The sequence below is a fragment of the Kitasatospora sp. NPDC004614 genome (genome assembly GCF_042873675.1).
Classification (GTDB): domain Bacteria; phylum Actinomycetota; class Actinomycetes; order Streptomycetales; family Streptomycetaceae; genus Kitasatospora.
On sequence record NZ_JBIALR010000002.1, the window covers coordinates 15,300 to 29,209 of the forward strand.

The 13,910-nt window shown below is 73.8% G+C and carries 15 protein-coding genes; 11 read left to right on the forward strand and 4 right to left on the reverse strand.

What is annotated here, in order from left to right:
• Positions 1-231 precede the first annotated feature (231 nt).
• On the forward strand, positions 232-777 hold the full coding sequence (locus ACFYST_RS05355; RefSeq protein ID WP_387640350.1) for a 1,4-alpha-glucan branching protein: 546 nt from the start codon (positions 232-234) through the stop codon (positions 775-777).
• A 61-nt stretch (positions 778-838) separates the two neighbouring features.
• On the opposite strand, the gene ACFYST_RS05360 is transcribed toward ACFYST_RS05355, so the two are convergent.
• Positions 839-1,660, reverse strand: a complete 822-nt coding sequence (locus ACFYST_RS05360; RefSeq protein ID WP_387640347.1) for an integrase — start codon at positions 1,658-1,660, stop codon at positions 839-841.
• Between the two features lie 136 nt (positions 1,661-1,796).
• Here ACFYST_RS05360 and ACFYST_RS05365 point away from each other — a divergent pair, with 136 nt between their 5' ends.
• Positions 1,797-1,931 carry a hypothetical protein gene (locus ACFYST_RS05365; RefSeq protein ID WP_387640344.1) on the forward strand — a complete coding sequence of 45 codons (135 nt, stop codon included), beginning with the start codon at positions 1,797-1,799 and terminating at the stop codon, positions 1,929-1,931.
• An 87-nt stretch (positions 1,932-2,018) separates the two neighbouring features.
• Complete coding sequence (locus ACFYST_RS05370; RefSeq protein WP_387640342.1) at positions 2,019-2,261, forward strand: DUF5302 domain-containing protein; 243 nt, start codon at positions 2,019-2,021, stop codon at positions 2,259-2,261.
• 73 nt (positions 2,262-2,334) lie between these two features.
• Here the strand turns inward: ACFYST_RS05370 and ACFYST_RS05375 are convergent, their stop codons facing one another.
• From ACFYST_RS05375 to ACFYST_RS05385, 3 genes are all read right to left on the reverse strand, one after another.
• Positions 2,335-2,568: a hypothetical protein gene (locus tag ACFYST_RS05375; protein ID WP_387640339.1), complete on the reverse strand. Its 234-nt coding sequence runs from the start codon at positions 2,566-2,568 to the stop codon at positions 2,335-2,337.
• 49 nt (positions 2,569-2,617) lie between these two features.
• Positions 2,618-3,007, reverse strand: coding sequence for a YciI family protein (locus ACFYST_RS05380; RefSeq protein WP_387640727.1), 390 nt, complete (start codon positions 3,005-3,007; stop codon positions 2,618-2,620).
• A 160-nt stretch (positions 3,008-3,167) separates the two neighbouring features.
• Positions 3,168-3,812, reverse strand: a complete 645-nt coding sequence (locus tag ACFYST_RS05385; protein ID WP_387860130.1) for an ATP-binding protein — start codon at positions 3,810-3,812, stop codon at positions 3,168-3,170.
• Between the two features lie 230 nt (positions 3,813-4,042).
• Between ACFYST_RS05385 and ACFYST_RS05390 the strand changes: the two genes are divergently transcribed.
• From ACFYST_RS05390 to serS, 8 genes are all read left to right on the forward strand, one after another.
• Entirely contained in the window at positions 4,043-4,867 is an 825-nt protein-coding gene (locus tag ACFYST_RS05390; RefSeq protein ID WP_387860132.1) for a hypothetical protein, read from the forward strand.
• Between the two features lie 147 nt (positions 4,868-5,014).
• Complete coding sequence (locus tag ACFYST_RS05395) at positions 5,015-5,737, forward strand: YcnI family protein (RefSeq protein WP_387860135.1); 723 nt, start codon at positions 5,015-5,017, stop codon at positions 5,735-5,737.
• Between the two features lie 199 nt (positions 5,738-5,936).
• On the forward strand, positions 5,937-6,620 hold the full coding sequence (locus ACFYST_RS05400) for an SCO family protein (RefSeq protein ID WP_387640329.1): 684 nt from the start codon (positions 5,937-5,939) through the stop codon (positions 6,618-6,620).
• Positions 6,617-7,102 carry a copper chaperone PCu(A)C gene (locus ACFYST_RS05405; protein ID WP_387640327.1) on the forward strand — a complete coding sequence of 162 codons (486 nt, stop codon included), beginning with the start codon at positions 6,617-6,619 and terminating at the stop codon, positions 7,100-7,102. The genes ACFYST_RS05400 and ACFYST_RS05405 overlap by 4 nt, the downstream gene beginning before the upstream one ends.
• 10 nt (positions 7,103-7,112) lie before the next feature.
• On the forward strand, positions 7,113-9,515 hold the full coding sequence (locus ACFYST_RS05410; RefSeq protein ID WP_387860137.1) for a FixH family protein: 2,403 nt from the start codon (positions 7,113-7,115) through the stop codon (positions 9,513-9,515).
• The gene (gene efeB / locus ACFYST_RS05415; protein WP_387860139.1) at positions 9,512-10,726 is read left to right on the forward strand and encodes an iron uptake transporter deferrochelatase/peroxidase subunit; all 1,215 of its coding nucleotides are present in this window, start codon (positions 9,512-9,514) and stop codon (positions 10,724-10,726) included. Before ACFYST_RS05410 ends, efeB begins: the two co-directional genes overlap by 4 nt.
• A 203-nt stretch (positions 10,727-10,929) precedes the next feature.
• Positions 10,930-11,865, forward strand: a complete 936-nt coding sequence (pheA, locus tag ACFYST_RS05420; protein WP_387860140.1) for a prephenate dehydratase — start codon at positions 10,930-10,932, stop codon at positions 11,863-11,865.
• 716 nt (positions 11,866-12,581) lie between these two features.
• The gene (gene serS / locus ACFYST_RS05425; RefSeq protein WP_387640315.1) at positions 12,582-13,859 is read left to right on the forward strand and encodes a serine--tRNA ligase; all 1,278 of its coding nucleotides are present in this window, start codon (positions 12,582-12,584) and stop codon (positions 13,857-13,859) included.
• Positions 13,860-13,910: the final 51 nt, after the last annotated feature.

Consider the following 13,910-nt stretch of genomic DNA (forward strand, 5'->3'; position numbering starts at 1 on the left):
TTCCGTTCTGTGCGCAAGGCCGCACGATTCCCCTGCGGCCATGAGGTGCTTTCTCGGCCCAGTCCCGAGCGCAGGGCAATCTCTAGCACCGGGCGACCACGAACCAGCGGCAGTGCGCGCCGCGTTCATCCGAATGGGCAGCACCGGAGCAGTCCGGCGAATTCACTGCCCGCGGGGCGCGATTCGTAGGCTGGGCCCCGCAAGGACACCGCGCGAGAGGGAGAAACGGCAATGGCGACGATCCATCAGACCACCATGAACCCGGGCAAGTTGGACCTGCTGGCCGACTGGCTGCCGAAGCAGGACTGGTACCGCCCCGGCGGCGGCGCGCTGGAGCGGGCCGGCGGATTCCGGCTGGACGACCCGGCGGGCGAGGTCGGCATCGAGCTGATGGTGGTGACGGACGGTCAGGCCTCCTACCTGGTGCCGATGGCCTACCGGGGCGCGCCGCTGGACGGGGCGCCCGAGGGCGCGCTGATCGGGACCGCCGAGCACGGCGTACTCGGCACCCGCTGGTTCTACGACGGCGAGCAGGACCCGGTGGTCCGCGCCCAGTTGACCGAACTGCTGCACGGACGGGCGGTACCGCAGAAGCAGAGCGAGAGCGACGCGGTGGACGACACGGTGACGGTCGCGGCCGTCGACGGCGAGGTGGCGGTGACGCTGCGCCGGGAGCTGCGGCCCACCGGTGAGCCCGCGCCGGGCGAGGTGGTCGCCGGATACACCGCGCCGGACGGGTCGGCGGCCCGTGCGGTGTATCTGACGGCCGGTCGCTGACCCGGGTCTGTCCGGTCGGTCTCGGCGCGCCCGGCGAGATCGACCAGGCGGGCCCCGGACGTCAGAGCCGGGCGTAGAGCGCGGCCGCGTCGTCGTGGGCCTTGCCGCGGGGCCAGCGGACGCAGTCGGCGTCGGTGCGCTCCGCGGTACGGACCTGGGCGATCAGTTCGGCGGGGCCAGCCTCGGCGAGCAGTCGGACGGCGTCGGCCCAACTGCCCAGCCCCAGGCGCTCGGTGAAGCGGGCGGCGCCGTCCGACAGGGCGGCCACCCCGTGCAGGTCGGCGCGCCCGACCACGCCGGTCTCGGCGTGCTGGGCGGCCTGCGGGGTGGCGGCGGCGATCCACGGCCCGTGGCCGCTGTTGCGCGCGGCGCGGACGGCGATCGCGTACCGCAGGTAGAGCTCGGCGCGTTCGGCGGTGCCGGGGACGGTCGACCAGACCTGGCGGCGCAGTTCCTCGCCGCCGTGGAAGCGCTGGTTGTCGCCGATCACCCGGGGCGGGCCGGCCTTGGGGTGCAGCACCAGCAGGGAGTCGCCGAGCGCCAGGTACTCCAGCGCGTCGCCGCGCAGCCGGGCGGCGACCACCATCGCGGCGGGCGTGTTGGGGTTGGCCAGGTCGCAGCTGTCGCCGTGCAGGGCGGCGGTGTCGGCGATGGCGTCGGACAGGCAGTCGGCGATGTCCCGGTCGGGGTGGCCGGTGAGCCGGGCGACCAGGTGCGCGCCGAGGCGGCGCACGTACCAGGGGATGCCGTGGCCGCAGCCGGAGTCCAGGGTGTCCGGGGCGCTGGAGCCGTCCAGCAGCACCAGAACCTCCGGGGTGGCCACCACGAAGTCCTCGCAGGCCCGGTCCGGGCGGCGCGCGTCGACTGCCAGCTGTACCCGCATGCTTCTCAGTCTGCGTCGGCCACCCGTCGTTCGAACAGGGGCTGTTCGACCCTTCCGTTCGGCCTCCCGCGCGGCGATTCGGACATAATTGGGCGAAATATGGCAACTCGCCGAGGCTTCGTGACAGGAGAGTCCCATGGTCTGGCAGTTCTTCGTACTGGTGATCGCCTCGTTCGGCTTCCCGACCCTCGCCCTGCTGTTCATGATGGGCGGCCTGCAGTACCGCGACGAGCGGCAGCCCCACCACCTCGGCAGGGCACACCGGGACTGACCGACCCCGGTGTCGGCCGACAGCGGCCCCGGTCGGCATGGGAGGGTGTGCTGCAGCACACCCCACTCCCGTCCAGGAGGTCCCGAAATGAGCAGCGACACCGCCCCGGCAGCCGAGCCCGCGCCGGAGGCCACCACCGACGCCACCGCCGACACCGCCGCCGAGGCACCCGTCCAGGACGACCAGAAGGCCAAGTTCCTGGCCGCGCTGCAGCGCAAGGGCGGCAACAGCCGGGGCGCCGGCGGCGGCCCCGGCGGCGACTCGAAGATCCACGGCACCACCGGCGCGGCCGGCGGCAAGCGCACCTTCCGCCGCAAGAGCGGCGGCTGAGCGCCCGTCGGACCCCAGTAGGAACGGCCGGCCCCGCACCCGGGGCCGGCCGTTCGGCGTCTCATCCGGCGGATCAGTCGGTGTGTTCGTCCGGAAAGTACGGCGTCTCGCGGAGGAACAGCGCCCCGCAGGTGTGGCAGTTGTGGTCGGGGTCGAGGGTCCAGCGGGTGGCGTCCTGGACGGGGGCGGCGGCGTCGAGCGTCTTGCCGCACAGGGCGGTGAGGTCCGCGTTGCGGACGATGTGCCAGCTGACCACGGAGTCCGTGGCGCCGCCGGTGCCGGTCTCGGCGCGCATCTGATGCATCATGATCACCATCGTCCGCCGACCGGACATACCCGGCAATTCGCGCGACCGGTCAGGGCTGCGCCGGGGGCTCGGAGAACACCTCGCGGACCTCGATCGGCATGTTCATCGGCTTGCCGTCGTGGCCCGGCGCGGCAGACAGCGCGGCGGCGATCTCCAGCACCCGGGCGTCGCTCGCGCAGTCGACGATCCACCAGCCGAACAGGAACTCCTTGTCCGCCGGGAACGGCCCCTCGGCGACGGACGGCCCGCCGTCGCCGGCCCGGACGATCCGCGCGGTGTCGGGCATCGCCAGGCCCTGGGCCTCGACGAGTTCGCCGCTGGCGGTGAGCTCGGCGACCGAGCGGCGCATGAAGGCGATGTGGGCGGCGGTCGCCGCCGGGTCCCAGGAGGGGATCGGCGGAACATCGGTGTCCGACTGGCTGAAGTGCATCTGCAGCATGTGCGTCACGGCGGACGGCTCCTCTCGGTGCGGGCGGTCTCGTCCCATCGTCCCGGAGACGGAGCCGCGACCCGGTTCTCGACACCGCGTCCCAGGGAGCCCCGAGCCGCTGACCGGCGGGTTTCGGGCGAAGAGGGTGAGGGGAACGGCCGGTGGGCCGTCAGGAAGCGGTGCGCAGCAGCGGGGCGCTGAGGATCTTGTCGAAGCTGACGGTGGCGCCGCGCTGCGGGTGGGTGCGGAGCTGGACGTGGTCCGCGAGGGCGTGGATGAGGAACAGGCCGCGGCCGGACTCGGCGGTCAGGTCGGGCAGCACGCCGGGGTCGGTGGCCGGCAGGGCGGGGCGCAGCGCGGGCAGCACGTGGGTGTCGTAGGGGGCGGCGGGCCGGTCGGCGGCGGGGCTGCGGGTGGCCAGTACCCGGGCGGGGACGGAGGCGCGGCCCCGGCGGGTGCGGCAGCGCGGCGCGAGGCGGTCGGCGGGCCGTTCGGTGGACGAGCGTTCGGCGGCGGGACGGCGGCGCGGGCCCGGGCGGGAGGCGGTGGGTGCGACCGGGGACTGGCCGGTGTTGGCGACCTCGATCCGCAGGCGGTCGCCGCTGAGCGCGGCGGTGACCTGGAAGGTGTCCCCGAAGTGGCCGGGCCCGGCGTGTTCGACCGCGTTGGCGCAGGCCTCGGTGAGGGCGAGGCCGAGGTCGAAGGCGTCCTGCGGGTCGACTCCGGCGGAGTCCATGGCGCCGAGCAGGATGCGGCGGGCGAGCGGCACGCTGGCCGGGTCGCGCTTGAGGTGCAGAGTCCACCAGATGTCCACGGGAGATCCCTCCTGGCTGCGGCTCCACATACAACTAGCTATCTCCTCGACGGCGCGCGGCGAACCGTCCGCACTCGCCGGTACCGCCCGTTCGGCGGATGGACTGCCCCTGCCGGGTGTGCCGATCGGCGCGTGGGCGGGTGCGTGCGCCGGTCGGGTTCGCGCCATTCCCGGCGGGTTCCGGGGCCTGCCCCGGGAGCGACTGTAGGCGGTGAGATGATGGCTCGGCCATGACTGACCCGACCGCCGCCGCCCGCCGGGGCTCCGCCCTGCCCGCGGCACGGGTCTCAACGGCTGCCTGGGATCTGCGGGTGCTGCGCGCGGTGCCGTTCGCGCTGGTGTGCACGCTGGTGGCGGCCTTCGGGCACGCCCGGGCGGGCGGTGCGGTGGCGCCGGACACGCTGGCGGCGGGCTTCGCCGCGGTGTGCGCGGCGGCGGCGCTGCTCGGCGGGCGGGAGCGCTCGCTGGGGGCGATCGCGGCGGCGCTGGGCGCCGGACAACTGGGTCTGCACCTGCTGTTCCACCGGTTCGGCGACGGCCTGGTCGGCGGCATGGCGATGCCGCACGCGTCGATGGCCGGAAACGGCGGGCCCGACGCCCTGGCGTCCGTGGCGGGCCGGCTGTTGTGCAACGACACCCCCGGCGACGGCCTGACGGTCGTCCCGGCGACCACCACGGCGGACCAGGTGGTGAGCGCCGCGGGCCTGGACCCGCAGGCGTACGCGACGGCGATGCCGCACGCGGCGGGCTGGCTGGGGCTGACGCCCGGCATGGTGCTGGCCCACGTGGCGGCGGCGGTGGTCGCGGGCTGGTGGCTGCGGCGCGGCGAGGCCGCGCTGTGGCGGCTGGTGCGGACGGTGGCGCTGACCGCCCGCGAGTGGGCGGCGCCGCTGCGGACGGCGGTGGCGCTGCTGGTGGCGCTGCTGCTGGACGGGCCGCGCCCGGTGCGGGCACGGCGGAGTGGACGGCCGGAGGACTGGCGGCTGCCGGTGGCGGCGGCACTGCGGCACTGCGTGCTGCGCAGGGGACCGCCCGCGGTGGCGTTCGCGCGCTGAGCCGGGCCGGGAGGCCGGGGTTCGGGCGCGCATCGCTGCCTGCCGCCGTGCCCGCTTCGTGAGCGGGGCGGTCGGGCCCCCTCTTCCCGTTGTCCCCACGTGGCCCGCGCATTGTCGCGTGGCCTCTTCCTCCCCAGGAGTCCCCTGATGCGTTCGCTTTCCGCCCGTACCGCCCGTCGTTCCGTCGGCGCGCTCATGGTGGCGGCCGGTGCCCTGCTGGCGTCCGCCGTTCCCGCCTCCGCGCACGTCTCCGTCCAGCCGGGCAGCGCCCAGCAGGGCGGGTACACGGCCGTGGCGTTCCGGGTGCCGAACGAGAGCGACACCGCTTCCACCGTGAAGCTGGAGATCAACCTGCCGCTGGACCACCCGATGGCGTCGGTGCGCACCCAGCCGCTGCCGGGGTGGACGGCCAGCCTGGAGAAGTCGAAGCTCGACAAGCCGCTGGACTCGCACGGCCAGCAGATCACCGAGGCCGTCTCCAAGATCACCTGGACCGCCGACGCGGGCACCAAGATCGCCCCCGGGCAGTACCAGGAGTTCAACGTCTCGCTGGGCGCGCTGCCCACCGACACCGACAAGCTGACCTTCAAGGCGCTCCAGACCTACGACAACGGCGACGTGGTCCGCTGGATCGAGGACAGCAAGGACGGGCAGCCGGAGCCGGCCAAGCCCGCCCCCGTGCTCAGCCTGACCAAGGCCGCCGCGGCCGGCGACCACCAGTCGACGGACACCACCACGAAGCAGGACGCCGCCCCCGCCGCGAAGTCCTCCGACTCCACCGCCCGCACCCTGGGCGTGGTCGGCATCGTGGTCGGCGTGATCGGCGCGGCGCTCGGCGTGGCCGGGCTGCGCCGCCGCTCCGCGAACTGACCCCCGCCGGGCGGGGCCGCACCCCGCGGCCCCGCCCGGTCCTCGCCCTTCCGCACCGCCTCTTGCACGCCTTCCCGCACCACTCTCCCGCACCGCTCTCCCACACCGCCCACCTGCACCGCTCTCCCGCACCGCCCACCTGCACGGCCCACCTGCACCGCCCACCTGCACGGCCCACCTGCACGGAACGGAAAGTCCCTTGGCACCCCTCCGCAGCACCCGCCCCCGGCTTCTGACGGCCGCCGCCCTCGTCCTCGGCGCCTCGCTCGCGCTGTCCGCCTGTTCCTCGTCCTCCTCGGGCGGCGGGGAGGGCAACGGGGTGGCGAAGGTCAGCAAGCAGGCCTCGACCAGCCAGTACCAGGGCACCGCGCTCAGCAAGCACTTCGACAAGCCCGACCTGGTGCTGAACGACACCTCCGGGCAGCCGTACGACCTGAAGGCGCGCACCGCCGGGCGGACCGTGCTGCTGTTCTTCGGCTACACCAGCTGCCCGGACGTCTGCCCGACCACCATGGGCGACATCGGGGTGGCGATGTCCAAGCTGACGCCGGAGGAGCGGCAGAAGATCGACATCGTGTTCGTCTCCACCGACCCGCAGCGCGACACCCCGCAGGTGCTGCGGACCTGGCTGGACTCGATGGGCAAGGACTTCATCGGGCTGACCGGCGACCTGGCGCAGGTGAAGGCCGCCGCCAAGCCGCTCGGCATCATGGTCGAGGACCCGGTGGTGGCCGCGAACGGCTCGGTGACCTCCACGCACGGCGCGCAGGTGCTGGCGTTCCTGCCGACCGACGACAAGGCGCACCTGCTGTACATGGCCGGCACCTCGGTGGACACCTACCGGCACGACCTGGAGCTGCTCGCCAAGGGGGTGGCGGTGTGAGCCGCGCGTTCCGCCGCACCGCGCTGATCGGGGCCGGCCTGGCGACCGCCCTGGCCGCGGGCACCGTGGTGGTGGCCTGCCAGTCCTCGGGCTCCGACGGCGCCTCCGCCGCGCCGCCGCAGCTGTCGGTGGCCGATCCGTACATACCGCTGCCGGCCACCCCCGGCGGGATGGGCGCGGGCTACCTGACGGTGCGCAACGACGGCGGTGCGGACCGGCTGGTGAAGGTGACCAGCCCGAGCGCCGGATCGGTGACCATGCACCGCTCCACCGAGAAGACCATGGAGGAGGTCGGCGAGCTGACGGTGCCCGCGCACGGCACCCTGGACCTGGCCCGCGGCGGCACCCACCTGATGATCATGGACTGGGCGAAGCAGCCGGCCCTCGGCGACGAACTGGAACTGGACCTGGAGTTCGCCAAGGCGGGCACCGTCGTGGTCAAGATTCCGGTGAAGCCACTGACGTACCGTCCGGGAAGTTAGGGTCCCGGCGATGGCAGCAGACGGCACGGTGACGAGAAGAGGCGCACAGGTGATCACGGTGGCGAAACGGCGGCGGCTGGGCGCCCTGCTGGCGGTGCTGGTGGCGGCACTCGCCCTGGTGCTCGGTGGGGCGACGACGGCGTCCGCGCACGCCACCCTGGAGAGCACCGACCCGGCGCAGGGCTCGGTGGTCCCGACCGCGCCCGCCGCGGTCACGCTGCGCTTCAGCGAAGGCGTGTCGCTGTCCGCGGACTCGGTGCGGGTGCTCGACCCGAAGGGCACCGCCGTCGACGACGGCAAGCCCGACCATGTGGACGGCAAGGCCGCCACCGCCCGGGTGACGCTCCGCCAGGGGCTCGGCAACGGCACCTACACGGTGGCGTGGCGGGCCGTCTCGGAGGACTCCCACCCGATCGGCGGTGCGTTCACTTTCTCCATCGGCGCGGCCTCCGACACCACCGTGAACGCCGCCGCCGTCCAGGGCGCCAAGGCCGACGGCGCGGTGGGCTTCGCCTACGGCACCGCCCGCACCGTCGCCTACGGCGCGTTCGCGCTGCTGGTCGGCGCCGCCGCGTTCGTGATCCTGATCTGGCCCGCCGGCGCGGCCGTGCGCGGCGTGCAGCGGCTGCTGATGAGCGGCTGGGTCGCGCTGCTGCTGTCCACCGTCGCCGTGCTGATGCTGCGCGGCCCCTACGAGCGCGGCACCGGCCTCGGCCAGGCCTTCGACCTGTCGCTGGTCCGCGCCACCCTGGACGAGCGGATCGGCACCGCACTCGCCGCCCGCCTGCTGCTGCTCGCCGCCGCCGGTGTCTTCCTCTCGCTGCTGGTCGGCCAGCTCGGCCTCCAGCCGAAGCCGCCGGCGCCCGCGCCCGCGCCGGGATCCCTGCCGGACTCCACGCCGGGCTCCGTAACGGGCTCCGCGCCGAACGAGGACGATGACGCGGAGGAGGCGGAGCTGCGCCAGCTGGAGCGGGCCGCCTCCGAGCGCCCGCAACGCGACACCCGGCTCGCGCTGGGACTGGCCGGGCTCGCCCTGGCCATCGCACTGTCGGCGACCTGGGTCGGCGCCGACCACTCCTCGGTCGGCATCCAGGTCCCGCTGGCCCTGCCGCTCGCCTCGCTGCACCTGCTCGCCATGGCCGGCTGGCTCGGCGGCCTCGCCGTACTCGTCACCGGCCTGCGCCACGGCCTGCCCGCCACCGCCGTCGAACGCTTCTCCAAGCTGGCGTTCTGGCTGGTCGCGGTACTGGCCGGCACCGGCGTCTACCAGTCCTGGCGCGGCCTGGGCAGCTGGGGCGCGCTGGTGGACACCGAGTACGGGCGGCTGCTGCTGATCAAGGTCGGCTGCGTGGCGTCGATGCTCGGCGTCGCCTGGATCTCGCGTTCCTGGACGGCGCGGCTGCGCGGTGCGGACGAGAGGGCTGCGGCGTCGGGTGCCGCTGGCGGCGAGACCGCGCCCGCGGAGGCTGTCTCCGCGCAGATCGTGTCCGATGTGATCACAAGTGATCAGGGCTCCGAGTTCATCCCTGCGGAGACTATCTCCGCGCAGACCATCTCGGGCGTGACCGAAATTGATTCGGGCGCGATCACAAGCGATCAGGCGCCCGAGTTCATCCCTGCAGAGACTATCTCCGCGCAGACCATCTCGACCCACGCAGCCCCGGGCACGACCAACGCAGCCCCGGGCACGACCAACGCAGCCCCGGACACGACCGACGCAGCCCCGAACACGACCGCCGGAGCCCCCACCCCCGGAGAGACGCAGGCCGCCACCCCCGGAGAGACGCAGGCCGCCACCGACGACACCGACGCCGAGCGCGCCGCGCAGCTCGCCCGCCAGCAGGCGGTGCTGGCGAAGGCGCACCGGCGGCGTGCGGCCGAGGGTTCGCCGGTGCGGGCGGGGCTGCGGCGCAGTGTGGTGGTCGAGACGAGCGTCGCCGCGCTGGTTCTGGTGGTCACCACGATGCTCACCAACTCGCCGCCCGGGCGGGTCGCGCAGGCGATTGCCGCGCAGCCCGGGGCGGGTGGGGGCGCTCCGGTGGCTGGGGCGTCCGCGGTGCCCGGCAAGACGCAGGAGTTGAAGCTGCCGTACGACACCGGCGGCCGCACTCCGAACGCCAAGGGCACGGCCACCGTCACCGTCAACCCGGTCGGGACGGGGCCGAATGCGGTCACGCTCAAGCTGACCAACGGCGCGGGGCAGCCGGTCGAGGTTCCCGAGTTGCAGTTGGCGTTCACGCTTCCCGACCGTGACCTCGGTCCGCTGCCCGTCACGCTCCAGGCCGAGGGCACGGGTGCGTGGAGCGGGACCGCGCAGTTGCCGCTGGCCGGGCAGTGGGTGGTTTCGGTGACCATCCGGTCGTCCGACATCGACCAGGTGACGGCCACCCAGCAGCTGAAGGTGGGCCAGTGACGGAGATAGCGGGACTCTCCCGGCGGGCCGTACTCGGTGGGGCCGGGGCGGGGCTGGCCGTGGGCGCCGTCGGCGGGGCGTGGGGCGGGCGGGCGTCGGCGCGGGAGAAGAAGACGCTGCCGGGGAGCGCCCGGGTGGCGTTCCACGGCCCCAGGCAGGGCGGCATCGTGGAGCCCGGGCAGGCCCGGGTGGAGTGGGTGGCGTTCGACCTGGCGGCCGGGGCCGGGCGGGACCGGGCGGCGGGCCTGCTGCGGGACTGGTCGGCGGCCGCGGCCCGGATGGCCGTCGGCGAGCCGGGCGGGGACGGCGGAAGCGGGATCGCGCTGGACGCGGGCCCGAACGCGCTGACCGTCACCTTCGGCTTCGGCGCGAGCCTGTTCGACAAGCTGGGCCTGGCCGACCGTCGCCCGCCCGCGCTGGCCGCGCTGCCCGCGTTCCCCGGCGACGCGCTCGACCTGGCACGCTCCGACGGCGACCTGTGGGTGCAGATCGGCGCGGACGACGCGCTGGTCGCGGTGCACGCGCTGCGGGTGCTGCGCCGGCTGGCCACGGGGGTGGCCGTGCCGCGCTGGCAGATGTCGGGCTTCGGCCGCACGCCGGGTGCGACCGCGCGCCCGATGACCGGCCGCAACCTGATGGGCCAGGTCGACGGCACCAACAACCCGAGCCCGCAGGACGCCGACTTCGCCGCGAAGGTGTTCGCCACCGGCCCCGACTGGATGGCCGGCGGCAGCTACGTGGTGCTGCGCCGGATCCGAATGCTGCTGGACGACTGGGAGTCGCTGCCGACGGACCGTCAGGAACGCCTGGTGGGACGCCGCAAGAGCGACGGCGCCCCGCTGTCGGGCGGCCCGGACGCCGACGAGCGCACCCCCGTCGACCTGGCGGCGACCGCCCCGGACGGCACCCTGGCGATCGCCCCGGACGCGCACGTCCGGGTGGCGGCGCCCGACTCCAACGGCGGGGCGGCGATGCTGCGCCGCGGGTTCTCGTTCCACGACGGTCTGCTGGCCGACGGCTCGCCCGACGCGGGTCTGCTGTTCGCCGCGTTCCAGGCCGATCCGGCGCGCGGCTTCGTCCCGGTGCAGCAGCGGCTGGCGCGCGGCGACGGCCTGTCGCGGTTCCTGCGGCACGAGGCGGGCGCGCTGTTCGCGGTGCCGCCGGGCGCGCCGGAGGGCGGATACGTGGGGCAGCCGCTGCTGGAGGGCTGACCGCGCACCGCCGCACGGCCGTTCGGCCCGGCTGCCCGGCCGTGCGACGGTGCGACGTCGCACGGCCGTTCGGCCCGGCTGCCCGGCCGTCGGACGGCGGCACGGCGGGGCCGCGGAAGTGGCTAAGGTGGCAGACCGAGCCCTGTGGGCCCGTGGAGTTCGCATCTCGCAGTTCGCATCACGCTGTTCGTTCGGAGGCGGTCATGTCGGCGACCCGTTACACCTATCTCGGGCCCGCGGGCACCTTCACGGAGGCCGCGCTGCGCACCCTGCCGGAGGCGGGGACGCGGGAGCTGACGCCGGTGGCGTCGGTGGCGGCGGCGCTGGACGCGGTGCGGGCGGGCGAGGCCGCGGGCGCGATGGTGGCGATCGAGAACTCGGTGGACGGCGCGGTCACCACCACCAGCGACGAGCTGATCAACGGCAGCGCGCTGATGATCTACCGCGAGGTGCTGCTGCCGATCTCGTTCGGGCTGCTGGTCCGCCCGGGCACCGCGCTGGCCGACGTGAAGACCGTCACCGGGCACCCGGTGGCGCAGCCGCAGGTGCGGCACTGGCTGGCGGCGAACCTGCCGGACGCGCAGTGGGAGTCGGCGGCGTCGAACGCCGAGGGTGCCCGGCTGGTGCAGGACGGCCGGTACGATGCGGCGGTGGCGGGGGCGTTCGCCGCGGAGCTGTACGGGCTGCGGGTGCTGTCGGACGAGATCCAGGACGCGGCGGCGCCGACCACCCGGTTCGTGCTGGTGGGCCGACCGGGGCGGGTGTCCTCGGCGACCGGCTGGGACAAGACGTCGATGGTGGTCTGGCTGCCGGAGGACCACCCGGGTGCGCTGCTGGAGCTGCTGCAGGAGTTCGCGGTGCGCGGGATCAACCTGATGCGGATCGAGTCCCGGCCGACCGGCGAGGGCATGGGCAGCTACTGCTTCCTGATCGACTGCGAGGGGCACCTGAGCGAGCGGCGGGTCAGCGAGGCGCTGATGGGTCTGAAGCGGATGTGCCCGCAGGTGCGTTTCCTCGGCTCGTACCCGCGCGCCGACCGGGGCACCGCTTCCCCGCTCCGGCGGGGCACCTCGGACCTGGATTTCGCGAACGCCGCGGACTGGCTGTCCCGCTGCCTGGACGGCCGCGGCGAACTCTGACGCCCGACGGGCGAACTCTGACGCCCGACGGGCGGACTCCGACGCCCAACACCACGCCGCACCGCAAGAACGCGATTTCGGCCGGGGCGGGGCCGCACCGGGCCCCGTTCCGTTCATTTTCGACACGCCCGAACGTCACCTGCCCGGCCGACGGGTGTTCACCGACGGTGCTCCGGGGGCCGTCGGTGCGGGGTGCGGGGCGGGGTGGTTCATCCACAGGGCGGTGGCCGGCATCCACAGGGGCGGTTGTCCCCAGCTGCTGTGAAGTTATCCACAGGACGGGCCGGAGTCGACAAACCGGTAAAGACACCCTCAGGCCCGGTCAGATCATCAGCTAGGGGCATAGGGAGGACTAATCGGACCAGAGTCACCCCTGCGCCGACAAATCACCTGTGCGAGCGAGCGAATTCCCTCACTCGGGAAGCCGTATCGAGGTTTGAAACCTGGAAATGCCGGTTCGATGGCCCACGGACCATGGGTTTTCTCCTGTCCACAGGCCCAGGCGCACACCTGTGGATAACCGGACCTCGAAAGAGTTGTCCACCGGGGTTATCCACAGGTTGGCGGGAGTTATCCCCAGCCCCCGGAGCGCTTGCCCACACCCCCCGCGCCGATGGCCGGGCGCAGGATGCCAGATTTCCGGACAGAATGCGACATACCCGCCCAAGCCCTGCGATGGCCGGAACCGGACCACCGGCCACCGGTAGGCTTGATCCGTGATCGACCTTCGCCTGCTCCGTGACGACCCGGACCGCGTACGTACCTCGCAGCGCTCCCGTGGAGAGGACGTCGACCTGGTCGACGCCCTGCTCTCCGCCGACGAACGCCGCCGCGCCGCCGGCACCCGATTCGACGAACTGCGCAGCGAGCAGAAGCAGCTGGGCAAGCAGGTCGCCGCCGCCAAGGGCGAGGAGAAGGCCGCCCTGCTGGCCCGCACCAAGGAGCTGGCCGCCGAGGTGAAGGCCGCCGACGCCGCGCAGAGCGAGGCGAAGGACGAGGCCGAGCGGCTGCAGCGCTCGCTGGCGAACCTGATCGACCCGGCCGCTCCGGTCGGTGGCGAGGAGGACTTCGTCACCCTGGAGGAGATCGGCACCCCCCGCGACTTCGCCGCCGAGGGCTTCGAGCCCCGCGACCACGTCGAACTCGGCCAGCTGCTCGGCGCGATCGACACCGAGCGCGGCGCGAAGGTGGCCGGTGCCCGCTCGTACTACCTGACCGGTCCGGGCGCGCTGCTCGAACTGGCCCTGGTCAACATGGCGATGGCGCAGGCCTCCGCGGCCGGCTTCACCCCGATGATCACCCCGGCGCTGGTCCGCCCCGCCGCGATGGACGGCACCGGCTTCCTCGGCCAGGCCGCCGAGAACGTCTACTACCTCGAGGACGACGACCGGTACCTGGTCGGCACCAGTGAAGTCCCGCTGGCCGCCTACCACATGGACGAGATCCTGGACGGCGACAAGCTGCCGCTGCGCTACGCCGGCTTCTCGTCCTGCTTCCGCCGCGAGGCCGGCACCTATGGCAAGGACACCCGCGGCATCATCCGGGTCCACCAGTTCGAGAAGGTGGAGATGTTCGTCTTCACCACCCCCGAGGACGCCGAGGCCGAGCACCGCCGCCTGCTCCAGTGGGAGAAGGACTTCCTGAACGCGCTGGAGCTGCCCTACCGGGTGATCGACGTCGCCTCCGGCGACCTCGGCGCGTCCGCCGCCCGCAAGTTCGACATCGAGGCGTGGATCCCCACCCAGGGCAAGTACCGCGAGGTCACCTCGACCTCCAACACCACCGAGTACCAGGCCCGCCGGCTCTCCATCCGGATGCGAGACAAGGACGGCGTCCGTCCGGTCGCCACCCTCAACGGCACGCTGGTGGCCGTCCCCCGGGTGATCGTCGCGCTGCTGGAGAACCACCAGCAGGCCGACGGCTCGGTGGTGCTGCCCGAGGCGCTGCGGCCGTTCCTCGGCGGGAAGGCCGTCCTGGAGCCCGCGGCCAAGTAACCGCCTGCCCGTCCCGTCCGTCCCGTCGTCCCGGAGCACCTGGAGCACTTC